Source organism: Thalassotalea litorea (genome assembly GCF_043642205.1).
In the GTDB taxonomy this organism is placed as follows: Bacteria; Pseudomonadota; Gammaproteobacteria; order Enterobacterales; family Alteromonadaceae; genus Thalassotalea_A; species Thalassotalea_A litorea.
The window spans coordinates 43538-67217 of record NZ_JBHZSG010000004.1; the positions used below are offsets into that span (position 1 = coordinate 43538).

At 44.4% G+C, this 23680-nt stretch carries 20 protein-coding genes; 8 read left to right on the forward strand and 12 right to left on the reverse strand.

The annotated features are described in order from the left end of the window. The first annotated feature begins 49 nt into the window (after positions 1 to 49). On the forward strand, positions 50 to 979 hold the full coding sequence (locus tag ACHUFQ_RS03190; protein WP_394172904.1) for a nuclease-related domain-containing protein: 930 nt from the start codon (positions 50 to 52) through the stop codon (positions 977 to 979). 21 nt (positions 980 to 1000) lie between these two features. Here ACHUFQ_RS03190 and ACHUFQ_RS03195 read toward each other — a convergent pair whose 3' ends face one another. From ACHUFQ_RS03195 to fic, 3 genes are all read right to left on the reverse strand, one after another. After that, on the reverse strand, positions 1001 to 4201 hold the full coding sequence (locus ACHUFQ_RS03195; RefSeq protein ID WP_394172905.1) for a DUF3427 domain-containing protein: 3201 nt from the start codon (positions 4199 to 4201) through the stop codon (positions 1001 to 1003). A 79-nt stretch (positions 4202 to 4280) separates the two neighbouring features. Next, positions 4281 to 4886 carry a DUF1294 domain-containing protein gene (locus tag ACHUFQ_RS03200; protein ID WP_394172907.1) on the reverse strand — a complete coding sequence of 202 codons (606 nt, stop codon included), beginning with the start codon at positions 4884 to 4886 and terminating at the stop codon, positions 4281 to 4283. Between the two features lie 147 nt (positions 4887 to 5033). Continuing rightward, positions 5034 to 6137, reverse strand: coding sequence for a protein adenylyltransferase Fic (gene fic / locus ACHUFQ_RS03205; protein ID WP_394172909.1), 1104 nt, complete (start codon positions 6135 to 6137; stop codon positions 5034 to 5036). A 274-nt stretch (positions 6138 to 6411) separates the two neighbouring features. Between fic and ACHUFQ_RS03210 the strand changes: the two genes are divergently transcribed. Further along, a complete protein-coding gene (locus ACHUFQ_RS03210) occupies positions 6412 to 7083 on the forward strand; it encodes an amino acid adenylation (RefSeq protein WP_394172911.1) in 672 nt (223 codons plus the stop codon). 266 nt (positions 7084 to 7349) lie between these two features. On the opposite strand, the gene ACHUFQ_RS03215 is transcribed toward ACHUFQ_RS03210, so the two are convergent. Continuing rightward, complete coding sequence (locus tag ACHUFQ_RS03215; protein WP_394172913.1) at positions 7350 to 8213, reverse strand: YicC/YloC family endoribonuclease; 864 nt, start codon at positions 8211 to 8213, stop codon at positions 7350 to 7352. A gap of 92 nt (positions 8214 to 8305) precedes the next feature. On the opposite strand from ACHUFQ_RS03215, the gene ACHUFQ_RS03220 reads away from it, so the two are divergent. Next, positions 8306 to 8500: a hypothetical protein gene (locus ACHUFQ_RS03220; protein ID WP_394172915.1), complete on the forward strand. Its 195-nt coding sequence runs from the start codon at positions 8306 to 8308 to the stop codon at positions 8498 to 8500. Between the two features lie 113 nt (positions 8501 to 8613). Here ACHUFQ_RS03220 and ACHUFQ_RS03225 read toward each other — a convergent pair whose 3' ends face one another. From ACHUFQ_RS03225 to ACHUFQ_RS03240, 4 genes are all read right to left on the reverse strand, one after another. Continuing rightward, positions 8614 to 8745 carry a hypothetical protein gene (locus ACHUFQ_RS03225; protein ID WP_260680386.1) on the reverse strand — a complete coding sequence of 44 codons (132 nt, stop codon included), beginning with the start codon at positions 8743 to 8745 and terminating at the stop codon, positions 8614 to 8616. 112 nt (positions 8746 to 8857) lie between these two features. Continuing rightward, entirely contained in the window at positions 8858 to 10573 is a 1716-nt protein-coding gene (locus tag ACHUFQ_RS03230) for a GMC family oxidoreductase (protein WP_394172917.1), read from the reverse strand. Continuing rightward, positions 10573 to 11343: a gluconate 2-dehydrogenase subunit 3 family protein gene (locus ACHUFQ_RS03235; protein ID WP_394172919.1), complete on the reverse strand. Its 771-nt coding sequence runs from the start codon at positions 11341 to 11343 to the stop codon at positions 10573 to 10575. The genes ACHUFQ_RS03230 and ACHUFQ_RS03235 overlap by 1 nt, the downstream gene beginning before the upstream one ends. Positions 11344 to 11370: 27 nt before the next feature. After that, on the reverse strand, positions 11371 to 12024 hold the full coding sequence (locus ACHUFQ_RS03240; RefSeq protein ID WP_394172921.1) for a thioredoxin family protein: 654 nt from the start codon (positions 12022 to 12024) through the stop codon (positions 11371 to 11373). Between the two features lie 380 nt (positions 12025 to 12404). Between ACHUFQ_RS03240 and rph the strand changes: the two genes are divergently transcribed. Together rph and pyrE are read left to right on the forward strand one after the other, a co-directional pair. After that, on the forward strand, positions 12405 to 13118 hold the full coding sequence (gene rph, locus ACHUFQ_RS03245; protein WP_394172923.1) for a ribonuclease PH: 714 nt from the start codon (positions 12405 to 12407) through the stop codon (positions 13116 to 13118). A gap of 108 nt (positions 13119 to 13226) precedes the next feature. Continuing rightward, the gene (pyrE, locus tag ACHUFQ_RS03250) at positions 13227 to 13871 is read left to right on the forward strand and encodes an orotate phosphoribosyltransferase (protein WP_394172925.1); all 645 of its coding nucleotides are present in this window, start codon (positions 13227 to 13229) and stop codon (positions 13869 to 13871) included. 874 nt (positions 13872 to 14745) lie between these two features. On the opposite strand, the gene ACHUFQ_RS03255 is transcribed toward pyrE, so the two are convergent. The 3 genes from ACHUFQ_RS03255 to bioH form a co-directional block, all read right to left on the reverse strand. Further along, a complete protein-coding gene (locus ACHUFQ_RS03255) occupies positions 14746 to 15876 on the reverse strand; it encodes a mechanosensitive ion channel family protein (protein ID WP_394172927.1) in 1131 nt (376 codons plus the stop codon). Between the two features lie 149 nt (positions 15877 to 16025). Next, positions 16026 to 17318 (reverse strand): NADH:flavin oxidoreductase/NADH oxidase family protein, encoded by a 1293-nt coding sequence (locus ACHUFQ_RS03260; protein ID WP_394172929.1) that lies wholly within the window; start codon positions 17316 to 17318, stop codon positions 16026 to 16028. Between the two features lie 35 nt (positions 17319 to 17353). Continuing rightward, the gene (gene bioH, locus ACHUFQ_RS03265) at positions 17354 to 18190 is read right to left on the reverse strand and encodes a pimeloyl-ACP methyl ester esterase BioH (RefSeq protein ID WP_394172931.1); all 837 of its coding nucleotides are present in this window, start codon (positions 18188 to 18190) and stop codon (positions 17354 to 17356) included. A gap of 63 nt (positions 18191 to 18253) precedes the next feature. Here bioH and ACHUFQ_RS03270 point away from each other — a divergent pair, with 63 nt between their 5' ends. After that, complete coding sequence (locus tag ACHUFQ_RS03270; RefSeq protein WP_394172933.1) at positions 18254 to 19042, forward strand: ComF family protein; 789 nt, start codon at positions 18254 to 18256, stop codon at positions 19040 to 19042. A 52-nt stretch (positions 19043 to 19094) separates the two neighbouring features. Here the strand turns inward: ACHUFQ_RS03270 and ACHUFQ_RS03275 are convergent, their stop codons facing one another. After that, positions 19095 to 21665, reverse strand: a complete 2571-nt coding sequence (locus ACHUFQ_RS03275) for a M14 family metallopeptidase (RefSeq protein ID WP_394172935.1) — start codon at positions 21663 to 21665, stop codon at positions 19095 to 19097. A 429-nt stretch (positions 21666 to 22094) separates the two neighbouring features. On the opposite strand from ACHUFQ_RS03275, the gene nfuA reads away from it, so the two are divergent. Together nfuA and ACHUFQ_RS03285 are read left to right on the forward strand one after the other, a co-directional pair. Then, on the forward strand, positions 22095 to 22673 hold the full coding sequence (gene nfuA, locus ACHUFQ_RS03280) for a Fe-S biogenesis protein NfuA (RefSeq protein ID WP_394172937.1): 579 nt from the start codon (positions 22095 to 22097) through the stop codon (positions 22671 to 22673). A gap of 629 nt (positions 22674 to 23302) precedes the next feature. Next, positions 23303 to 23590, forward strand: coding sequence for a GIY-YIG nuclease family protein (locus ACHUFQ_RS03285; protein WP_394172938.1), 288 nt, complete (start codon positions 23303 to 23305; stop codon positions 23588 to 23590). The last annotated feature ends 90 nt before the right edge of the window (positions 23591 to 23680 follow it).

The following is a 23680-nucleotide window of genomic DNA, read 5'->3' on the forward strand; positions in this document are numbered from 1 at the left end:
GTATGATTCTAGCGTCTCGTTTATCGATATTCATGGATGATTTAGCTGTATGATTCTAAAAGACAAATCCCTCCAAAATGCTGTTTCCCCGACAGCGAAAGCAGGTCAAAAGCAAGAACAAGATGTAGCCTTCTTTTTAAGACGTGCGTTTAAAGATCACAATAAAGTGTTTGTGATAAATGACTTTAAATTTACCCACAACAATGAAACCGCACAAATAGACCACTTAATTATCTACACATTTGGTTTCGTGCTCATAGAATCAAAAAGCATTAAAGGCGAAGTAAAAGTCAATAAACTTGGCGAATGGACTCGAAGCTTAGGGAATAAATGGTCGGGAATCCCTTCCCCGATCAAACAAGTTGAACTTCAGCAAAAATTATTAAGAGAAATGCTTCATGCAAATCGTGAAGCTGTTCTGGGTAAGTTACTTGGTATAAAACAACAATCTTTTGGTTTACGTTGTTGGGATAATATCTGTGCGGTTTCAAGTGATGCAATCATTGACCGAGATTCAATGCCAAATAAAGTATCCAAGCAACTTGTAAAAACTGAATTCCTGGTGGAGAAGCTTGAAAAAATAATGAACCTAAAACATAAGGTCGTAAGTACATTAACCTTCGATTCTCGGCCTGATTTTTCAGATAAAGAGATGCAATCAATCGCCACTTTTCTATTGAATCAAAAGCACTCTCAAATCCTACCTAAAAACCCAGAAGAAAACGAAGTTCAACGGCCTTGGCAGCCACCTAAGAACAACTCGGCGCTGTGCTGCAAGTCATGTGATGAAAAGTCAGATTTCTCGCCTCAATCTGGTCGTTACGGTTATTACATCAAATGCAACAAGTGTGGCGCTAACACAGCGATGAAAACCCCATGTAATAGTTGTGGAAGTAAAAATACAAAGGTATCTAAAAGAAAAGATACCTATACGCTTAGTTGCGGTGATTGTTCCGATGCTACTGTGCTTTTGGGATAATTCGAAGGATTACCATTCTTTTTAGCCGACAGCTAACTTAGCAGTCTCATGCCACATATATGCTGGCATGGGATGTTTCAATTTCCAGGTTATATTCATTGGCTGCGAACTTTCATATTTCACGAAATCAACGGGCCCGAAGTTCACAAAGCCCATCGTTTTTCCATATTCATCCTTAGCTTGCTCCCTAACAAACAGAATAAAGGTTTTCTTATTCTGTTTCTGTTGGATATAGCCAAGCCCTTTTCCTGACGTTGGTTTAGCGCTGTTTTGTGATTGCCAATGAAACAAGGTTGGGCTTATTGCATAGTCGTGATACATAGTTGTTGCTGAAAATTGCTTTTCACACTTATTCAATGTTACAAACAATAGTTCTGTATTTTCTTCTTCTATTTCTCGCACCCCTTCACGACTTGAAGACTTCTTATTGATAGTGCTGTCGCCAAACGCTACCAGAATATGCTCTCTAGGATATCTTACATGCATTTTGAGTGGGGAGTTATCGACAAAGGTATTATCTGTGGTCGGCATTGAAAATTCTTGCACTTCAAGTCGCTCAATTAACAGTGTAACTAATTCAACTAATTCACTTCTTAAAACAGGGTTATTTAAAGCCTTTAAGCTTGAGGATAGCGAGCTGAATCCTACTTGTTCAGCAGGCTTATCCCAGAAGTCATAATGACACATAACAGCAAAAAGCTCCTGGTGCCTTTCAGGCACTTTATCGACCATCACTTGGTTAGATAAAGAGAATTTATTTTCGCATAACGCTAAAATAAACTTTAAATAAGAGATGGAAGTATTACTCAAGAAGCGATTATTCATCGCTCTATAGTAGGCTTTATAAATCGGCACCTTGACTGGTTCTATATGTTCCTTTTTGCTAGCGGCAACTAAAGCACTCCATCCGCCAAACTTCCCAACCTTGACCTTGTATATCTCCTCTAGAGATATGTCCGGGTAGATGTGCCAAAAGTTAGTTAAAGTAAGCGGTAATTCAGTTACGTGGGGATAATTTCGAATCAGGTTGAGCAGCTTATTTTTGTTTATCGTGGCTTTAGATATGTTCCTCAAGATCATTTCCTGAGTTTTCTCTTGCAACTCAATACGACAACCCAAAGGCAAATGCGGAAAGCCTTGTTTCACCTCTTTTGAGATCGCTTGGTTTGTTTTACCAACTAGTGCTCTAAACTTGTGAGAAAAATCATATTCAGGTCGAGAATTGCCAACGAAATCTAAAATTGTGCAACACTCTTTATCTTCTATCAGTCGAAGGCCGCGACCTAACTGCTGCAAAAAAATAGTTAAGCTTTCTGTTGGTCTCAGGAACAACAGCGTGTCCAGCTCAGGGATGTCGACACCTTCATTAAATATATCAACGACAAATAACACATTAATTTCTTTAGATTTCAAACGCTGCTGCTGAATATCTCTATCTTGAGAATTATCGCTGGTAAGAACACCACATGAGATATTACTCAACGCAAATTTTTGAGCCATGAAGTTCGCATGCTCTTTACTGACACAAAAAGCGATCGCACGCATTTTCGATATGTCGGTCACAATTTCATTAAGGCTTTGAATTATTCTAACTACCCGTTGATCATTCAACGTATATAAGTTCGTAAGCTCTGCAACATCATATCTGCCTTTAGACCATGAAATTTTCGTAAGATCTGTTTCATCATCAATTGCAAAATACTGAAATGGCGATAAATGACGCTGATTTATTGCCTCTGGCAATCGTATTTCAGCAGCAATCACATTGCAGAAGTCTTTTAAAATATCCGCACCGTCATGCCGCTCTGGCGTTGCTGTTAAACCTATTAATACTTGTGGCTCAAAGTGTTCTAGAATTGGGCGATAGCTATTAGCTGTAACATGGTGAACCTCATCAATGACAATATAGTCAAAGTAATCGTTAGTTAAGCTCAAGCTAGAAAGTTGATTATTGAAACTCTGGATAGAAGCAAATAGGTGGTTGAACTTTTGAGGCTTGTGTTGGCCTACTAATAACTCTCCAAATTGGCTGTTTTTAAGTACGCCGCGATATGCGCTCCTTGCTTGCTTCAAAATTTCTTGTCTATGAGCTAAAAACAAAAATCTAGCTTCGGCGTTTTCTGCATAAAACCTTGCAAAGTCGAAAGCTGAAATAATGGTTTTACCTGTACCTGTTGCTGCAACAACAAGATTTCTATATCTGCCATGCAGTTCTCTTTCAACCTTCAATTTCTCCAGGATATCTTTTTGATGTGAATGTGGCCGAATATCAAAATAAAAACTGGGCTGGTTACCATCAAAAGAGCCTCTTGCTATTTGCAAAGCAGTATTAAGCCTCTCCTTGCTTTGCGTATTGCCGTCAAAATATTCAAAATCTGGTGATTCCCAATAAGTTTCAAAAGTACTAAGTGACTTTTCGATAATATGAGGTATTTCTCGAGATGTGATTTTTAAATTCCACTCCAAGCCACTTGTTAAGGCCGAGTGAGATAAATTGGATGAACCAATGTAGCCAGTATGAAAGCTTGTATCGCGCATGAATAAGTATGATTTGGCGTGCAAGCGCTCCCGGTTCGTATTGTAGCTCAGCTTAACTTCCGTGTTAGGAAGCGAAGCCAAAAACTCAACAGCTTTAGCATCAGTTGCTCCCATGTAGGAGGTCGTAATAACTTTGAGCTGCTTACCGCTTCGGGTAAATTCTTCCAGTTCTTTTTTAAAAATTCTGATGCCCGCCCACTTAATAAATGAAACCAGCCAATAGATTTTGTCAGAAGATTGAATCTCGCGTTTTATTTCCGTTTCTAAGGAAATACCTGCATTACTTCCACAAAATAATTCACTTTGCGTAAGTCCAGTTAAAGGCATGATCGAATCAATATATTTGGGAAGGTCTGATGAAATTGGGTTTTTCTTATCCAATAATGCGGTAAGTATTTTTCCCTGACTATCAATCAAATTGTCAGTTACTAGCTCTGGGTCGCCAATATTTTGGCTAAGCCAATTGATCATTTTGTTAGCTAAATCTATCTGCTCAAATACCCTTTCGTCGCTATTGGGTACAGAATCGATAGCTATTTCAATTATGCGAGTTAAGAACTGGGATAACCGTGTAGCGGCTTCTCCACTTTCTAAAGCCCGCTCTCCGACATAAAATTTTTCACGATTTAACTTTCGCTCAACTAATTGAGTGATTAGTTGCTCGTATAGGCCGGTGTCCTTCATACAAGTCCTTTTTATTTTATGAGGATGTTCCAGAGTAACGGAAAAACCAAAACAAACATATAGCTAGGTTCAGTTACAACTACCAAATCAACTTCAAAACTGCACCACCATCCGGCCCTAACAACCAGCACACAGCAACGATATTCAAAATCACCGTTACCCAGAAAACTAATCTGAATTCTTTCTTTTTTGATTTGTGCCTTATGAGTTGTTGCGCGATTGCAGCACCGGGCCAGCCGCCAAAAAGTGCAAACAAGTGCAAGGTGCTCTCTGATGTGCGCCAGCCACCATGTTGAGCTTTATTTTTATCCCAGCCGTACATTAAATAGGTAAATACGCTTAGCCCAAGGTAGATAAAAACCAGCGATAGAGAAATGCCTGCATAGATAGAATAAAAGAACAAACTAGCCAGAAATAATAAGGCTAGGTAAATACTAAATTTGCTGGTTTGTTGTGGCTGTTTCTTTACTAGTTTTTCACCGGAAAACGTAGCGTCGACGGCACAGGCTCTGCCTTTGTTATCACTGGAGAGTGTATAGGTAATGACATCGTTTATTTGCGGTGTACGTTTGCGGTTTGAAAAGCCTGATTTGTGGATAAATACGTTTTTGCCGCGCTTGGTTGGGGCGATAAAACCAAACCCTTTGTTAGCATCCCAGCTAATTAATTTCCCTTTAGATCTCACGTTTACTTCCTTGGACTTCAAATGAATTTTAGCGATGGTAATCCTATCATAAAGGCGCAGGCATAATTACTTCAACACAGTCGACGAGTCTGCAATTCCTTAGCATTAAGCGAGTTTCATGCAGACCAGTGCCTACGGGCTTCCAACTTAAAAATCAATAATACTATTGCTATCTTTTGTCATTAGAGTCATCAAACGCGGCTGCACAAATAGCTTTTCCTTTCCGGAATTAATTTCTTGAAGAACACCAATATCCGCCAATTGTTTTAAATAAATGGAAGCGGTTTGTCTTTTTGCAATATTGCGCTCAACCAGGTTACTGATTCGGCAATAGGGTTGTTCAAAAATAAGCTGAACAAGTTCAAAGCTATAAATTTTAGGTAGCTGGGCCTTTATGTGATCGATTGTCCTTTCCATGAGTATTCTAATCGCGGTTATTTTTTCACAGGTCCATATTGCTGTTTGCTCCACGCCTTTTAACATGAATACCAACCACGCTTCCCAATCCTGATCTTTGGTTACTTGATTCAAAAAACGATAATAGTCCTGTTTGTTCTGAACGATGAAACGACTCAAATAAAGGATCGGTAACGTTAAAAGACCACTCTCAATAAGATATAAAACATTAAGGATACGACCTGTACGGCCATTGCCGTCATAAAAAGGATGGATGGCTTCAAATTGATAATGACTAACAGCCATTTTTAAAAGTGGATCCAGGTCATCTTCATCGTGCAGAAATCGCTCCCAGTTGGTTAACAAGTCACGGATAACATCTTCTCCAACTGGTGGAGTATAGATAATTTCACCTGTCGTTTGGTTGCCGATAAAAGTACCTGGTACTTTACGAATATCCATTTCAGCATGCTTTAACGTACTGCACACCTCAATGGCAGTAGCTGTGCAAAGCGGCTTTTTTTCAAGTTGGATAAAGCCCTGATATAACGCCGTTCGGTAACGTAATGCTTCCTTGGTTGCATGATCGGCGCCTTTGTCTCCCTGCGCATACTGAAAAAGCTTATCAGTAGTCGTAACAATATTTTCTATCTCCGAGCTATCTTTCGCTTCAAGCAAAGGCAGCAAGTTAATTAACATGCTTTGATTCGGGATGAGTTCCCCAGCCTTTTTTAACTCTGCTAAGGCGGCACGCGAAGAAATGCAGGCTTTTAGTACAGCTCGGGTTTCTATGACATCCAGATTTGGCGGCAAAGTGGGTAATTGGTTGTAGGGCTGCTCGGCTTTCCAAGTCATGTTTAAATTCCCAGATAATATCGACATAAGCGTTGTATTGAGTCAGTGTATGTCGATTCAATCGACACATCAACCAAATATGTCGATTTTTTTACCTTTTATCGACATATTGTTTCTGTGTGTCGATATCATCAGCTTAAAATAAAGGGCAAATAAAGGGACAAGTCTTGAACCATGCGTTTACGAATGGAGCACCACACAATGTTTTGTCGACGTTCAGCACTTTTTCGGTAGAATGTTCATCATATTCAAAAAAACCACTAGCGTTGAATTCATGCGATTATTCTATTCCACAAGCAAAGCCCTGGATAAATGGCTTAAGGCGGATCTGCCAACATTAGAGGGCACTCAAAAAGGTAGGAATACGATTACATCGGATACCAATACGTTGAGTTGGCAACTGCATATTATCGAGAATCACTACAGATCAACGCAGAAAACCATTATAGCGACAGAGGCCTATAGCCGTTTTACGTGTTTTCTTTCGGTTTGCGAACCAGTTAGCTTATCTGAGCTTCACCCACAACTATCTTTGCAATGGCAACCGCTGCTAATAGAAATGATAAGAACCAATCATTTACTTCCTAGTAGTGATGCTATCTTGCTACTGAGCAAATTGGATAACCTGCCATTTGATATTCGTTGGGCTAAAAATACCGACTTGAGTATTAATGGCCATATTACCGATGCCGCGCTGTGGGTAACGCAAACGCTGGCAGATCGAAAACTTGATACTATGCCACCAGAGCTAGCTGAAGATTTAGCTATGTATCTCAATAGTCAACAAAAGCGTATTAAACTGAGAAAAGAAAAGTTTATCCCTTTAGAAAGGCTTTTCAATTATTGTCAGAAAATCACTAACTCGATTGATAATAAAGCAATTAAAGTTAATGAAAAAATTACTCTACCGGATAACGTAATAAGGTTTAGTGACTATAAAAAGTAACCGCACCGCAGTTGGGTTTTCTTAGATAATCTCTGGACAATCAATGTAAGGCAGGGATTTAAGCTTCTGCTTAAATCGGTTATGAAGCTGATATGTATAGAAAACAGGATAATTTATACATATCAGGCTTAAATGTATAAATTAATTAAAAATCTATACGTTCCTTGTGGAATGCATGAAAAGTTGAATTTACCGCCACTTATAAAGCCGACAACGATACCCACCACCCAAAGACGGGTATCGCTATACATCATGCGGAATGACGGTTATTCGATATTTTGAATTTGCTCTCTCATCTGTTCAATTAACACCTTAAGCTCAACCGCGGCGGCGGTGATATCCGTGTTGATAGATTTAGAACCCAGGGTGTTCGCTTCACGATTGAATTCCTGCATCATGAAATCCAGGCGCCGGCCTTGTGGGCCACCTTTTTTGAGGATTTTGGTGGTTTCTTTTACGTGAGAGAACAGGCGGTCGATTTCTTCGTCGACATCCATCTTCTGAGCTAGCAATACCAGTTCTTGTTCTACGCGGCCGGAATCGGGTTCGATATTGGCGTCGTTAAACTTTTCAATAATGCGATCGCGCTGCCATTGGATCACATCTGGCATTTGCTTTTTCACCGCTTCGGCCTGAGCGGTAATGCCTTCTAAGCGTTCGACAATGAGCGCGGCCATATTCGTACCTTCGCTGGCGCGAGCGGCTTTGAAATCTTTCAGGGCTTTATCAAAACCGGCTAAAAGCTCAGACGAGATGGTATCCATATCGGTTTCTTCGGCTTCCATCACCCCTGGCCATTTCATAATATCCACAGGATTTAACTGCTTTACATCGGCCATATCCATAAGGGCTTTGGCGTGCGCCACGAGCTGTTCGGCCATTTTGGTATTTAAAGTTAGATTGCTTTTGGCGGCCGGGTTGGCGGTAAAACGCAGGCTACATTCTACTTTGCCGCGATTTAACTGCTTACGAAAGCGCTCACGCAATATCGGCTCTAATGAGCGGAACTGCTCTGGCATGCGGAAAAAGGTTTCAAGAAAACGTTGGTTTACCGAGCGGATTTCCCAAACGGCATTGCCCCAATCGCCCTTAATTTCATTACGGGCAAAGGCGGTCATACTATGGATCATGGACTGTCCTTTAATTAGTTAGTGTCGGACAATCGGCACTGTTATTTATCTTGGTGCCAATTGCTGAGCAAAGTATGCATGAGGAAACGTCTATGGACAAGGTGGAAAGTTATGGCCATGGATGGCCGGTATGCCGAAAATGCACAAGGACATGGATGTTCGCAGGTAGAATAACGCAGGAGCAGTTATCGAAGAGCGTATTTTCGGTGGAAGAAAAAGTGAAAAGCCTTGGTACGTATCGTGAACGATACTCCGGGAACGCGACAAACAATGTCGCTCCGAGTTAAAAGCAAAAGCTACCGTCACGTCATATTCGGGTTAATAAAGATCTTAATTCATGAGGTCTTGGCTTTGATTTCCAGTCGTGGCTGGAAATGACGGGGAGGCAGCAGTGCTTTACCTAAACTTCGCCATTAGCTCGTTTTCGAGTGATTACTGCACTGATAATGTCTTCGGGAGAGCGAGAACTAAAACCGCCTTGCTCCGCTTTAATAAGCTCTTTTCTGATATTTTCAACTTCACTGGTCTGCATTTTCTCTTTCCTGATCAAACCCGTAACAACTCACTGCCACTGGCGTAATTACCAATTAACAAGATGGATCTTTACTTAATTTTTTCAAGAAGAATAATTAAGTAAAAAACCCTTAAGCGTTACTTAACTCCTTCTCAATGTGTTTTGCTACGCGAAACGCATTGGCGTAAATCGTGTAGGTATATGGCACAGAGCCGCCACTTGGCATGAATGAACCGTCGGTAACGTAGAGGTTTTTCACTTCGTGGGCGCAACAATTTTTGTCTAAAACCGAGGTATTTGGGTCGTCGCCAAAACGGCATCCGCCGGCTTGCAGGTTTGGCGGCGGATAACTGCTCACCGAGGAATAGACATTGGTGGCGCCCATGGCTTTTAACACGTTTTCTGCTTTTGCTGCCAGGTATTCGCCAACTTTGAGATCGTGTTGATGGGCACCGATTCGAACTTTTGCGACGGGGTCACCCCATTTATCGGTCACCTCATTATCCAACTCGACAAAACAATCATCGGTTGGTAGCCAGTCATTAAATACTTCAAAGCGAAGGGTCTGACCGTAGTTAAAAGCGTTTAATAACCTTTCTTTTAAAGCATCACCCCAAACCAGATTGTCATCTTCGTCCCATTGTTCGCCGCTAGCTTTGGCAATGGCGTTTTGATGGAACAGAAAATCGATGGTGCCGCCTTTGGATCGGTCACCAAAACTCTTGTCGTCGATTTCATAAAAATCCTGAACCGCGCGGTTAATAAATGGCCCGCGTACCCGCAATAAATCCTGTTGCTCTTTACTAACCTCATCAAACATAAAATCGCCGCGACCGGTGCCACCGGCGGAGAAGATGATATTTTTCCCCACCTGTCCATGGTTATTGGCAAGGCCATTAGGGAAGGCATCGGACTTTGACGCTAATAATAGCCGTGAGGTTTCAATCGCCTGACAGGCGACGATGTATTTACGGGCGGTGATGGATTTTTTACGGCCATTACGATCGTAATAATGCACGCCGGTTACGGATGGTTCTGAGTCAGAACCTGTTCCAGATTTTTGCATTTGGGAATCGAGCTTAAACACTTTGGCATTGGGAATGATTTTGCAATTGCCAGTTGCTACCGCATGGTTTAACAAAGCAGCGCGGCCTGAGCCCTTGGCGCCGGATGAACAACCATAGCTGGAACAAAAACCGGAATACTCACAGCTTCTTCGGCCCATGGCAGGTTTTGATAAAACCGCTCTTGGCACTGGAATGGGATGATAGCCGATTTCGGTAGCCGCTTTATCTATCCAGGCGGAAATCGGATGCTCCGCTGTTGGTGGAAATGGATAATCGGATTTATGGGGTTCTAAATGAGGATGCTCCACCACTTTGCCGGAAACGCCAACTTCGCGGTCCACCTGATCATAAAAGGGTTCCAGTTCATCGTAACTGATGGGCCAGTCTTCTACGTTGGCGCCTTTAATGGCACCGAATTCTGATTTGAGGCGGAAATCTACTGGCTTTAAGCGATGAAAATAGCCACTCATTAAATTGGATGAACCGCCAACCATAGAGCCATTCCAAAAATCCCACCCGGATTCCGCCGTCGATTCTCCCTGCCAATAACTTATCCCGGCATCGTTCTCGTATTCTTCTTCGATAACATGGGGCTCGTCTTCCAGTTTTGGCGAATAGGTAGTGCGACGACAACAGGCAAGCTCGTCTTTGTAGAAATCTTTTTCATCAAGCCAGGGACCTTTTTCCAGCACCACAACCTTGTACCCGGCTTTAGCCAATGTATATGCCACAGGTGAAGCGCCCGCTCCGGAGCCAACAATGCATGCATCATATTTCATTATGCCATTCCTTTTTTCTGCACCGGATTTACCGCTCTTGGTTTGTTGTTGGTAAGTGCAGCCGTTTTGTTTTCATTACTGGAATAGCGAGAATCACCAGTGGCACTGGTATCCCTGCTATCAGCGCTATCGGCGATTTCGCTAATATCAATTTTTGCGTAAGCCGGGAGCTCATAATATCGCTTGCCTTTATCTGGCATAGGGAAGCCTGCCTGATGACTTAGCCATTTCCAGCCTAGCCCTTCCGGGTTACCCCCATAAGCGGCTGGCGCCAGCATGCCTTCGATTAAATAGGTTAATAGGGTATTGATCCAATTCTCACCGGCTCGGGATTTAGCAATGGTACGCAGCGATTTTTCTTTATCTTCAAACCCTAACTCGAAAAAATCCTGTTGATAGGTTTGCTGGGTATAACCGTTCAGCCAGCCAATGCCGTTATTGATAAAGGTTTTTTCATCTTTATCAATCGGTTGGTGCTCGAGCACGTTAACGAAATAATTGAGAATGTTGAGCTCTTTGGCGCCCGGACCTTTATCGGAATTTGGCAATAAATGTTCAAGCACGCTATTGAGAGTCTGCCAGGGTTCTTGTTGCAAATCTGGTGATGGCTCTGGTTCAGAATTACCATCGGCAGCCATAGCCAATGATACCGGTGCGGAAGCCGCGGCGGATGCCAGGGCCGCCGATTTTAAAAACTGTCGTCTGGAAAGGCGCGCCTGAATAACTTGCGGCACCTTAATATCCATATTCAAGAAATGTTGATTCGCCATGAAGTCGTATCCTTTTAGATATTTGACCTAGTTCCCTTCGCCAGCAGTGCTATTCGCTTTATTCGCTTGCAAGCTGATATTGGCATCGTTATTTGCTGACTGCCAGCGCTCGATAAACGTCATCCAAGCCTGTTTCGAATAACTGCCATCATCGAGAAACTCGGCGGTGTCTTTAGATAAGATCACTTTACCCTGGCCGGTCGAGACATACATGTGGGGATACCCGAGAACCGGCGGCAGTCCAGCCATAAAATCGGCATTTTCATTGCTGTCGCTAACGTTAACTTTTAGCAAGACGAAATTGTCATGCAACGCCTTATAGATATCTGGGTTTTGCTCTAAAAACGCATCCATTTTGTGGCACCAGGTGCACCAGTTGCCGCCAATTTCGATCAGCACATTGCGATTACTGTGTCCTGCCAAAGCGATGGCTGCGATGGCATCGGCAAATGGATCGCGTTTATCGTCGTAGATTTTTGAATAGATTGGCAAAGCATCGGCAATTTTTGCAGTTTGAGGATCTTTTGGCTCGACGGTGGTGACAGAGCCGCCGCTTTTCTCTTCCGGATTCGCAATTTGACTACTTTTAAAAACACCTTCGGCTACGCCTGCAGATTCAACGGCCGTTGTCTCATCAGTGTGCGGGGCGGCGTGCGGCTCAGCATAGGCGTAAAAACTCATACTGCTTGCCAGTAGCAAGAGCGAAACGCATAAACGCCATCCGGGCACGGTTTTTAATATCATCACTTGGCAGACTTATCCCTTGGTTACGATTGCAAATGGTGCAGCATTCCTAAACGTGCGGAATGACTAACTGTCTAATTTTTATAAGCTTAGGTAGAAGACCACAGTAACCCTAACTATATTTCATTATTGCCATGCATACCAATCAACAGACAATTGCCGCCAAAGCTTTACTAACAACACCTTAACATCAGGCTAACAGAATGAATTTACAGCCAATTGAGCCTTAGCCAACTCTATTATCTTTGGCTGTGAACGACTATAATGCGTATCAAAATTTGCCCTAAAATACATCTTAATCAGATAAGGAACACCTTATGCGCCCCAGCGGAAGAACTGCCGGACAAATCCGGCCTGTTACCATCACTCGTCAATTTACCTGTCATGCCGAAGGCTCAGTGTTAATTGAATTTGGTGATACCAAAGTAATTTGTACCGCCACGGTAGAAGAAGGTGTGCCTCGCTTTTTAAAAGGTCAGGGCAAAGGCTGGATCACCGCAGAATACGGTATGTTGCCACGTTCAACCCATACCAGAATGCGCCGTGAAGCGGCAAGTGGGAAGCAAAGCGGCCGTACCTTAGAAATTTCTCGTTTGATTGCTCGCGCATTGCGTGCTGCGGTTGATTTAAACGCCTTGGGTGAGAACACTATTACCGTAGATTGTGATGTAATTCAGGCCGACGGTGGCACCCGTACCGCATCAATCACCGGTGCATGTGTAGCATTAGTGGATGCACTCAATCATTTGCGCAACAAAGGATTGATCAAAACTAACCCGTTAAAACATATGATTGCTGCCGTTTCTGTTGGTATTTATAAAGGCACGCCAGTATCCGATTTGGATTACCCGGAAGATTCGGCCGCTGAAACCGACATGAATGTGGTTATGACGGATACCGGTAAACTGATTGAGATTCAGGGTACGGCAGAAGAAGAGCCATTCAGCTTTGAAGAAATGAACGACATGATGCAATTGGCCAAAGCCAGCATTATGGAATTGTTTGAAGCGCAAAAAACCGCGCTTATCTAAACTAAGTAGGTTGACCGGTTAAGGTCAGCGTTTATTGAACTAATGTAATACCGAGCAAGCTAAGACTGTTTCAGGCTTGCTCCATTCCCGCACTTACTGGAATAAACAATGAAAGATTATCAACGCGAATTTATTGAATTTGCTCTGGAAAAAAACGTTCTTCGATTTGGCGAGTTTACCTTAAAATCCGGACGTACCAGCCCTTACTTCTTTAACGCCGGATTATTTAATACTGGCCGCGATTTGGCGCGATTAGGTCGTTTTTATGCCGCCGCTCTAGCCGATAGCGACATCGACTACGACTTATTGTTTGGCCCAGCCTATAAAGGCATTCCGATTGCAACCACAACCGCAGTAGCATTAGCCGATCATCACGATTTAGACGTGCCTTATTGCTTTAACCGTAAAGAAGCGAAAACTCACGGCGAAGGTGGTAACCTGGTCGGTAGCGAATTAAAAGGCAAGGTTATGCTGGTGGATGATGTGATCACCGCTGGTACGGCAATTCGTGAATCGATGGAAATCATCAAGGCCAATGGCGCCGATTTAAGTGGTGTATTGATTGCGCTTGATCGTCAGGAAAAAGGCAAAGGTGAACTAAGCGCGATTCAGGAAGTGGAACGTGATTTCGGTACTGCTGTAGTTGCTATTGTCAGCCTGACAGATGTGATTAGCTTTTTGGCGGAAAAGCCGGAAATGCAGGAGCACCTGGAAGGGGTTAAAGCGTATCGAGCGCAGTACGGCATCGCATAGCGCGCTGATACTAATGAAGGTATGACTGCAGCCTCAGCGACTCGTGTAAGTCGCTGAGATCACAGTCGGCTGACAGAACCTTCTCGCTGTCAGGTTCAGGGTGACAGCTAACGCGCTGACAACGAAAAGCCTTATTTATTTGATTACTGTTAAAAAAGCTCCTTTACGGAGCTTTTTTGTTTTGGCGTTTCCTAATTTCGTCATACCGGGGTCGCCCGGTATCCACACTCGTCACCCTCATGAAAATGGGGATCTCTGGCTTGAGATTCCGGATCGGAGTCCGGAATGACGGTGATAGGGTGGTTTCGGGGATAGGGGTTTTCGGGGGTAAGCTGGTTTCGGTGCTTAGACTGAAATCACCACCTCGTCATACCGGGGTCGCCCGGTATCCACACTCGTCATCCTCATGAAAATGGGGATCTCTGGCTTTAGATTCCGGATCGGAGTCCGGAATGACGGTGAAAAGCTGGTTTCGGGGATAAGCTGGTTTCGGCGGTTACGGTGCTTGGACTAAAATCATCACCTCGTCATACCGGGGTCGCCCGGTATCCGCACTCGTCATCCTCATGAAAATGGGGATCTCTGGCTTGAGATTCCGGATCGGAGTCCGGAAAGACGGGGATAAGCTGGTTTCGGTGGTTTCGGGGCTTAGACTGAAATCACACCTCGTCATACCGGGGTCGCCCGGTATCCACACTCGTCATCCTCATGAAAATGGGGATCTCTGGCTTGAGATTCCGGATCGGAGTCCGGAATGACTAAAAGGTTTATCGAGGCGCTTACGGAATGACGAAAAGGTTTATTGTCGACGCTTACGCAACGCCACAGTTAGGGTTGTCAACATCCGATAAAATCAAAGTCGAACCTAGTGCTTCTACTTCTCGCTTCCCGCTTCCGGCTCGCGGTCGTCGGAACCCTTATGGTTCGAAATATCCTGGGGAAACGACTTAATATATACATCGTGTTTGGAGTAGGGGATTTCGATACCCAATTCATTAAATTTCTTATAAATGGCGGTATTGATCTGATCGAGGATGCGGCCACGAAATGCCGGCTCTTCAATCCAGCCCATTAATTCAAACTCCAGTCCTGATCCGCCAAAGGTGCGAAAGCGTACCACAGGTTCAGGAAACACATTCATTTCCGGTTCCTGCTCGGCGACTTGGGTCAACACCTCTCGTACCTGATCGACATCACTGCCATAGGCAACACTCACCTGGGCGCGGATCCGATAGTTGGTACTTGGTCCACCGGATTCATTAATCACTTTGGTGTTACCCATTACCGAGTTAGGGATGGTCACTTCAATATTATCTCGGGTTAATAGCCGGGTACTGCGCAAGCCGATATTGGTAACCTCGCCACGTTCGCCGGTTTCAAGCACCACGTAATCATGAATTTTATAAGGGGCATCGGCCATAATAAACACCCCGGAAAAAAGGTTTGCCAGGGTATCTTTAGCAGCAAAACCGACGGCAATACCGATAATACCGGCACTGGCCAGCCAGGCGGTCATATCAATGTGCCAGGAAGATAAGATGTAGTAGATGGAAACGCCGAGGATAACCAGCAATGCCAGATTTTCAAACAGAGGTAATGTCTGCGGATGGAGAATGTGGAAATAGCGATCATTCTTGGCAATTTGACGCAACCCTATGCGGGTAAAGCGAATAAGAAATACCGTCCACAATATTAACAACAGGGTATCGTAAGCAGGAAAGAGTATATTGGTGACGCTTTCGGGAATGTCGATCACACCGGTCGCAACAATAAGGCCGACAATAACGATACTGTAGAAAACCGGGGTATGCAGTAGCTCAACCAGTCGGTCATCAATTTTAGCGTCAGTGCTGTCGGTAAACTTTTTAACCCAGGCCAGAAAAAATTTATTGATTATCCAGGCTGCGATCCAAAAACCCATTACCATCAAAGCGGCATGGAGTAACGGATAATCGGTTACTACACTCAGATAATGTTTAAGTGTTTCTATCCATTGTTGCTGCATATCAATTTCCTTGTTACTGAGAGTCACTTCTGACTCACCGAAGAAACCCGCTCAGACAGATACCACATACATTCTGATCTGCTGATTGCCCGGAAAGTGAGCGTCCAAATACCTACTACTTGCTAATTTATTACGTTCTTTATGGGTTGTTAATTACTACTAAACAGTTTCTTGCCCTGAGCCTTATTACGCGCCAGATTATTTTGGATATCCGTATACAAATGCCGGAAAAAGCCTTTTGACACATTAAAGTCTCTATCCGGGCTCAATCCTTGAGATAAGCGTATGATTTGCTTGTAATAATAACTTACCTGACCAACCGTATTCATGGTTTTTATCAATGATAACGGACTGTTATTGCCCCAAAATCCGGTTCCGATTTTTAGCTGATGTTCAAAATCATCAATTCGGTCAACCTGCTGTTCGATTAATTGCCGACTTACATCGGGTTGTGAACACAAAGGCCTGGCCAAACCAACCACGTCTACTTCACCACTTTCCACCGCGCGCTCCATCACCTCCCGGGAACGAAAACCACCGGTTATCATCAATGGCACTTTAGCGTTTTCCTTTATCGATTGTGCATACTCGATAAAATACGCTTCTCGGCGTCGCGTACTGTCTCTGACTTCAGTTGCTTCCACACCCATTAACGATAGCTGCTCATAGGTACCGCCGGAAATTTCCAGTAAATCTATACCATCTTCGGCCAACCAGCCTGCAACCTGAATACAATCGTCCTGGGTAAAGCCACCCTTTTGAAAGTCGGCGGAATTGAGTTTAACCGCCACCGGGAAACTATCCCCCACGGCTTTACGAACCGCCTGAACCACACGACGGGCAAAGCGGGCGCGATTTTCCAGACTACCGCCCCATTGATCTTGTCTGAGATTGGTTTTCGGCGATAAGAACTGACTGATCAAATATCCATGAGCACAATGAATTTGCACACCGGTAAACCCGGCCTGTTTCGCTAAACGCGCGGTATTGGCATAACGGTAAATCGCATCTTCAATTTCAATTTGCGTCATCGCCCGCGGTTTAGAGAAGAAGGAGAGAATCTTTAACTGTACTTCCGATGGGGCAATCGGCTGGGTATTAACAAAATTTTGGCACTGACGTCCTGGGTGGGATATTTGCATCCAAAAATGATTACCACCTTTGGTACCCGCCGCAGCCCAGGCTTTAAACTTTGGCAGATCGCGGCTGTCTTCAAGAACCACGTTACCGGCGCGCTCTAAGTAGCGACGGTCGATCATCACATTGCCGGAAATATGCAATCCGGTGCCACCTTCGGACCAGGTTTCGTATAGGGTATTTAATGCCGGTGTTGGCCTGTCCCAGGGATCGGCCAACCCTTCTGTCATCGCACTTTTACCGAGACGATTAGCTAATTCTGCGCCACAAGGGAGTAATAATGACTTTGCTAGTGGAGAACTCATAACTGCCTATCTGTACCAAATATGTCAAATACCGCTCACTCAGTGGCATTTGTAATATTGTTGTTATCTGTGCGTATATTACCAGTAATCCAGCCCATTAAAACAGTGTAAAATTCTTCACTATGGGAAATAAATGGCGCGTGTGAGGCGCGCTCAAAGGTATAACTGTCCGTATCTGGCCATAATTTATCCACTTGCGAGATAACCTTCTTCGGTACCAGCGCATCCAACCGGCCATACATCCGCAAAACCGGGACCGACACATTTACCAGCTTGGCTCTTAGATCGACCTGTTCCAGTAAATTTAAGGAATGATCCAGTGTTGTAATGCTGGCATTCGGGTACTCATTGATTAATGCGCGAATGGTTTTAATATCCTGACGCACATGTTCTGAGCCCATGGCCTGAAGTTTGAGAAAATTATTAATGGTTTTCTGAGCATCATCCGCGAGCGCGGCGTGAAATGACGTTAATAATTGCGACTCGATACCCGGCCAATGATCATCGGCGCTAAATTTTGGCGTCGAACATAAACTAACAAGCCCGGATACCAGCTGCGGATAGCGCAGGGTTAGTTGCGTTGCGACCAACCCACCCAAAGACCAACCAACGATCACCGCTTTCCCGGGTAATTGCTGAGCCAAAGTCGCTGCTACCTGCTCGGTTACGGTATCCAGAGCATAATCGTCAGGGGCATTTTGATGATTTAAACCAAACCCCGGCAAGTCAACACCAATTACCTGAAAATGCTCACTCAGTCGTTTACTGACGGGGGCAAAGATAGCGCTGTTGAGTCCCCAGCCGTGAATAAAAACAATGCAAGGTTGTGTTGAGGCTTCACCCTGTCTGTGTACGTGTAATAACTCTGCCATGCTTAGTGATACTTATTCGGAAAACGACGAAAGATAGTTTCATTTTACGCAAGGAAGGGAAAAGTGGAAACCATACCAGCGATCAGCGTTGTGCCTTGGGCGTGGGCGCGCTTAAAAGCCTGTTACCAATACTGGTTGTCTTTAGGTCCATGCTTGTGGTGTTTGCAAAGCAAATGCGAGCCGCAATGGCTATGTGCTGATTGCCAATGTGCATTGCCAAGGTTTAGCCCACAAATGGAGTGTGCCAATTTATTGGCGTATCCTGGCGTTGCGAATCATATCGCCCATAAATACCTGGATACCTTATTGGTTCTATCACCTTACCAGTACCCGATAAATCATTGGATAAGTGCCTTAAAATTTCAACGCCGTCCTGATTATGGCGATTTGCTCGGGGTTCTTTTAGGCGAGTACCTACAGCAATTGTATGGACACGCTAGTGACCAGATAAGCGCTCAAAAACCGCCACGGCATGCCGGACAAAAAGCGCTACAGCCGGATATTCTGGTGCCGGTCCCCTTACATTGGCGCCGTTTAAAATCCCGACAATACAACCAGGCAAATTTGATTGCCCAGCAAATAAGCAAACTCTGCAACATACCGCTGTCAAATACCTTACTCACGCGACAACAAGCCACAACCGCGCAAGTGGGTTTAGGCGGTGGTAAACGGAGGAGGAATTTACGGGGTGCGTTTATGTTTAACCCGACGCATCCACTGCCTGAGCACGTCGCTATTATTGATGACGTGGTAACGACGGGCTCAACGGTCAATGAAATTGCACGCGTGTTAAAACGCCACGGGGTGAAAACGGTAAGTGTTTATTGTGTCGCCATCAGTTGCAATCTCTAGCTGAGCTAGCTTGGTACAAACCTGATGGCGTTCACAATACGCAGAGTAACGATTATGGCGTTACCCTAACGCTAAATGCTTTTGGAAAGAATATCGCATTGGCAACGATTTTCGCGGTACCGTGCCAGTAACCTCGAAACACCAGATTTTCCGAGCTGGCAATAACCCGCCCTCTACCTACGTTATGCGCCGTGATCGCGGTATTTTCCGCAACTTTACCAACCATGGCATCATCACTGTAACCACTTAACAGCGGTTTTTCGGTAAACTGCGCCAGAGTCACGAACGGACGCGAGGCTTTTTCCATAATCACCGTAGAGTTTTTAAAGATCGGTAGACGAGGGTTAAGGTAACCAAATGCCAGTGGGTGTGTAACGTCAATATCGGTGGCAAAAATGGTTCCGGCGATACGTTTTTTCGCCGCCAGCTGCTCTTTATCGGCATAGGTCAGATCATCGGTATTGAACAGTCGTTCCAACTCGGTGTCGCTGACAAAACTGCTTTGCAGAATATTCTTACTGGCAAGCCATTTACTGGCACGTTTCTGAGCATAAATGACACCGCCATTTTCAACCCAGGTTTTGAGTTTCTCAAGTGTAGCGTCACCGATTTTCTTATAATTACCGTCGACCATAATCACATGGGTGTAGGCATTAAAATCGATTTTGCTTAATCGATAGTCATCGATAACCGAAACAGGCACGCCAAGCGTATCATCAAGATAATACAGCATGTGACCCGCTTCATACTGGGATACCGAATGACCGCCGATCATCATAACCTTAACCGGTTGTAACGGCACCATGGATGAGCTGCCTAAATCAATCCCTTTAAGACTTAAACCTGTGGTTAAAGACACAATATCAATATGATACTGCTGGTAAGTATCCATTAGTTTGTCGAACCAATCGGTACGATTTTGCAAACCTGACAAGATAACAATGCTGCCGGCAGAAAATTCTAGCTGCTGATTTTTACCGTCGCCCGCCAGGGTAAAATCTTTGGTCGCGACTTTGGCTTTGATCCCCTGGTTTAACAGGGTGTTTAGAAGTTTTGGCGCCAGATAATCATCCCAGGCAAAAACATATGCATAGGCATCTTCCTGTAATGGCATATTTTGCTCAGGCAAGGTTAATAAATCCGCGGTAAACGGTTCAGAATCAATATCCAAATCCCGGACGCGATTGATCTGTTTTACATCCAGGTTATATGCCAGCGGCAAAGTCCAGCCAGAAACATCATAAAAAGTATTATCTTTAAACTCTTTTACCTGCTCAAAAATCGTTTTGATCAAGCGATATTGAGGTTGTTCTAACGGCACATAATAACTACTACCCGGCCGATACTTGGTACCAGAGGATTCGTAGGTGTCCGTTAACGCATAACTTTGAATCTGGTGTTGCTCCAACAATCGCAGAAAGTCTTTCAAACGCTGACGGTCGGCGGGCTCATGCAAAAGATAGCCGGCAAAATTAGCATCAGAGGCCATTTCTACACTTTGGGCATAAAAATCGGTACGAAACTGATGCAATTTCTTTTTGTTTTGCTGCGCCGCTTTTAACGTTGAAAACGAGGTTAATACATGATTTTTAATACCAAAACCAAACGTCAGCACGCCATTGACGGAGGTTGTCGCCATACCGCGAGAACTTGCCTGTTCAAATAGAATGCCTACAGCGCCATTGATATCGGGATAGGTTGAGCCTTTTCCGTAATAAAAATCATCGAAATTCTCTCGGCTAAAATACAACCGATGATCCGCATCCAATGCTTCCCCGTGATAACGGGCAAAATCCTGGGTCAGCTCAATATTGGCTTTGGGCGTTAATGGATTGGTTCGGCTGGGAATGCCCGGCTGGAAAAAGTAGCTGCTGTCTTTGCCCATTTCATGGAAATCACCAAGAACATTGGGCTTAAATTGATGGAAAAACTTAACCCGATTGCGGCTTTCGACCTGCGTTAACGGCAACCAATCCCGGTTCAAGTCAAACATAAAATGGTTGGTTCGGCCCGAAGGCCATTGCAGTTGGTGCTCCCGATGCTCCGGATCGGTATTTAAGCTGCTACCTCGATTGGTGTTTACCCAGGTCACGAAGCGATCCATCCCATCCGGGTTCATACTCGGTTCAATCAGGATAATAACATCATCTAACAGTTGTTTGATTTCGTCAGTTTGTGCGGCGGCAAGGTAATAGGCCGTTAACATGGAAGCATGGGAACCGGATATTTCATTACCATGAATCGAATAGCCTAACCAGACCACCACAGGGTCGTTGGCATTCTGATTTTTGCCGGCCTGGCGATTTTCCAGAATTTGCTCAAGATTGTTTAAATTTTTGGTACTGGAAATGGTGGCTAAGACCTGCTGGCGGTGCTCATTGGTGTAACCCATCGACAACAAACGCACCTGATTGCTGGCATCAGCCAATTCTTTAAAATAGTGAACCAGTTGATCATGGCGTACATGACGATCGCCCACGTCAAAACCCAATACCGCTTTCGGTGTCGGAATTTTACTATGATACGTTGTGGGTTCTTCAAAGTAATAGGACAAAGGCTCGGCGCATACTGGGGTTAACGCAAATAAACCTGTCAATGCCAGTGCTTTAAAAAATTGAACCAATTGGAGTCTCCTTGGGCCCGAAAGCCACTATTATTATTTTTGACTTAGCCGGAAAAATGTTTCCAGGTTAAGTGTTTACGGGGGACTGCTTAGATGTCGCAATTTGCAGCGCGACAACGCAATAATTATCTAAAACAAAAGATTACCACAAAACTTCTGGCAATTCGTATAGTCATCAAACATTGAGAAAAAAATTCAATCACCGCCAACATGCCTACTGATGCTAAAAACCTCACATATTTGTATCAGAATCGGCAGATGATGCCTTAAAAAGCGAACAGAACTAGCCCTCAGCCCTTGAGAATAGTATGATAGTCCCCATACTTGAGTTAATTAGTCAGGTATAGGGGGTTCAGCCTTTTATGTTGTTTGTGTACAGCACCCAATGAAGCCTTCCCTATACACAATCAGGCGCGAGAGAAGCTAACTATGATCCAAATTTCCGATACGGCACAAGAGCATTTTGCAAAACTTTTATCACAACAAGCCGAAGGCACGTGTATTCGCGTATTTGTGGTAAATCCAGGCACTGCCCAGGCAGAGTGTGGTGTGTCTTACTGCCCGGCCGAAGCCATTGAGCCGGACGATATCCGTATTGAATACAAAGGTTTTTCAGCTTTAGTCGATAAAGACAGCGAAAAGTTCCTGGTTGAAGCAGAGATTGATTTTGTCTCCGATCAAATGGGCTCACAGCTAACATTGAAAGCACCAAACGCGAAACTTCGTAAAGTGGACAGTGATGCTCCTTTGTTTGAACGCGTAAATTACTTCCTGCAAGCCGAAGTAAATCCTCAACTAGCCGGTCATGGCGGCGAGTGTTCGTTAATGGAAATTACTGACGATGGTTATGCAATCCTACAATTCGGTGGCGGCTGTAATGGTTGTAGTCAGGTGGATTTCACCTTGAAAGAAGGTATTGAGAAGCAATTACTTGAAGCGATGGGTGACGAGCTGAAAGGTGTGAAAGATATGACTGAACACCAACGCGGTGAGCATAGCTACTACTAAGGTGGAATGTCTTAGAGTTGGAAGGTGGAAGGTGAAAGTGGTGAGTTGAAAGTAGAAAGTTTCAGCTAAACGCTGTGCTTACCACTTGTAACAGTTTCTAAAGGCGACATAGGTCGCCTTTTTTGTGCCTGTTCAAAAACCAACACAACCGTCATTCCGGACTCCGATCCGGGATCTAAAAACGAGATACCGGCCTTCGCCGGTATGACGACTCGAGAGGACACAAACTCGCGTCATTCCGGACCCCAATCCGGGATCTAAAAAACAAGATACCGGCATTCGCCGGTATGACGACTTGAGAGGACGCAAGCTCGCCTCATTCCGGACCCCGATCCGGGATCTAAGAACAAGATACCGGCCTTCGCCGGTATGACGATTTGGGATAACACAAACTCGCGTCATTCCGGACTCCGATCCGGAATCTAAAAACGAGATACCGGCCTGCGCCGGTATGACGATTTGGGTGGACACAAACTCGCGTCATTCCGGACTCCGATCCGGAATCTAAGAACCAGATACCGGCCTTCGCCGGTATGACGACTTGGGAGGACGCAGACTTGCGTCATTCCGGACCCCGATCCGGAATCTCTAGCTAAACTCATAAAACCAATGTTGAAAAGGACTTCACCATGAAACAGCCGGCCGTATACATACTCACCAATATGAAGAACTCTGTGTTGTATCTCGGAGTAACCAGTAATTTACCGCAACGCATCTATCAGCATAGAGAGAAACTCGTAGAGGGCTTTAGCGCGAGATACAACCTCACGAAACTGGTCTATTTTGAGCTCTACGACGATCTAGAAAACGCGATAACTCGTGAGAAGAGAATGAAGGAATGGCATCGCCAATGGAAGGTTAATCTGATTGAAAAAAGCAATCCGAATTGGCGAGATTTGTATCCGGAGATACTATAGATACCGGCCTTCGCCGGTATGACGATTGGGGAGGACGCAAACTCGCGTCATTCCAGACTTCGACCCGGAATCTAAAAACAAGATACCGGC

What these genes read in the sequence shown, in the direction of transcription:
- ACHUFQ_RS03190 (WP_394172904.1), top strand. Translation starts at nt 50, where the DNA reads ATGATTCTAAAAGACAAATCCCTCCAAAATGCTGTTTCCCCGACAGCG.
- ACHUFQ_RS03195 (WP_394172905.1), bottom strand. Translation starts at nt 4,201, where the DNA reads ATGAAGGACACCGGCCTATACGAGCAACTAATCACTCAATTAGTTGAG.
- fic (WP_394172909.1), bottom strand. Translation starts at nt 6,137, where the DNA reads ATGACTTGGAAAGCCGAGCAGCCCTACAACCAATTACCCACTTTGCCG.
- ACHUFQ_RS03210 (WP_394172911.1), top strand. Translation starts at nt 6,412, where the DNA reads ATGCGATTATTCTATTCCACAAGCAAAGCCCTGGATAAATGGCTTAAG.
- ACHUFQ_RS03215 (WP_394172913.1), bottom strand. Translation starts at nt 8,213, where the DNA reads ATGATCCATAGTATGACCGCCTTTGCCCGTAATGAAATTAAGGGCGAT.
- ACHUFQ_RS03220 (WP_394172915.1), top strand. Translation starts at nt 8,306, where the DNA reads ATGGACAAGGTGGAAAGTTATGGCCATGGATGGCCGGTATGCCGAAAA.
- ACHUFQ_RS03225 (WP_260680386.1), bottom strand. Translation starts at nt 8,745, where the DNA reads ATGCAGACCAGTGAAGTTGAAAATATCAGAAAAGAGCTTATTAAAGCG.
- ACHUFQ_RS03230 (WP_394172917.1), bottom strand. Translation starts at nt 10,573, where the DNA reads ATGAAATATGATGCATGCATTGTTGGCTCCGGAGCGGGCGCTTCACCT.
- ACHUFQ_RS03235 (WP_394172919.1), bottom strand. Translation starts at nt 11,343, where the DNA reads ATGGCGAATCAACATTTCTTGAATATGGATATTAAGGTGCCGCAAGTT.
- ACHUFQ_RS03240 (WP_394172921.1), bottom strand. Translation starts at nt 12,024, where the DNA reads ATGAGTTTTTACGCCTATGCTGAGCCGCACGCCGCCCCGCACACTGAT.
- rph (WP_394172923.1), top strand. Translation starts at nt 12,405, where the DNA reads ATGCGCCCCAGCGGAAGAACTGCCGGACAAATCCGGCCTGTTACCATC.
- pyrE (WP_394172925.1), top strand. Translation starts at nt 13,227, where the DNA reads ATGAAAGATTATCAACGCGAATTTATTGAATTTGCTCTGGAAAAAAAC.
- ACHUFQ_RS03255 (WP_394172927.1), bottom strand. Translation starts at nt 15,876, where the DNA reads ATGCAGCAACAATGGATAGAAACACTTAAACATTATCTGAGTGTAGTA.
- ACHUFQ_RS03260 (WP_394172929.1), bottom strand. Translation starts at nt 17,318, where the DNA reads ATGAGTTCTCCACTAGCAAAGTCATTATTACTCCCTTGTGGCGCAGAA.
- bioH (WP_394172931.1), bottom strand. Translation starts at nt 18,190, where the DNA reads ATGGCAGAGTTATTACACGTACACAGACAGGGTGAAGCCTCAACACAA.
- nfuA (WP_394172937.1), top strand. Translation starts at nt 22,095, where the DNA reads ATGATCCAAATTTCCGATACGGCACAAGAGCATTTTGCAAAACTTTTA.
- ACHUFQ_RS03285 (WP_394172938.1), top strand. Translation starts at nt 23,303, where the DNA reads ATGAAACAGCCGGCCGTATACATACTCACCAATATGAAGAACTCTGTG.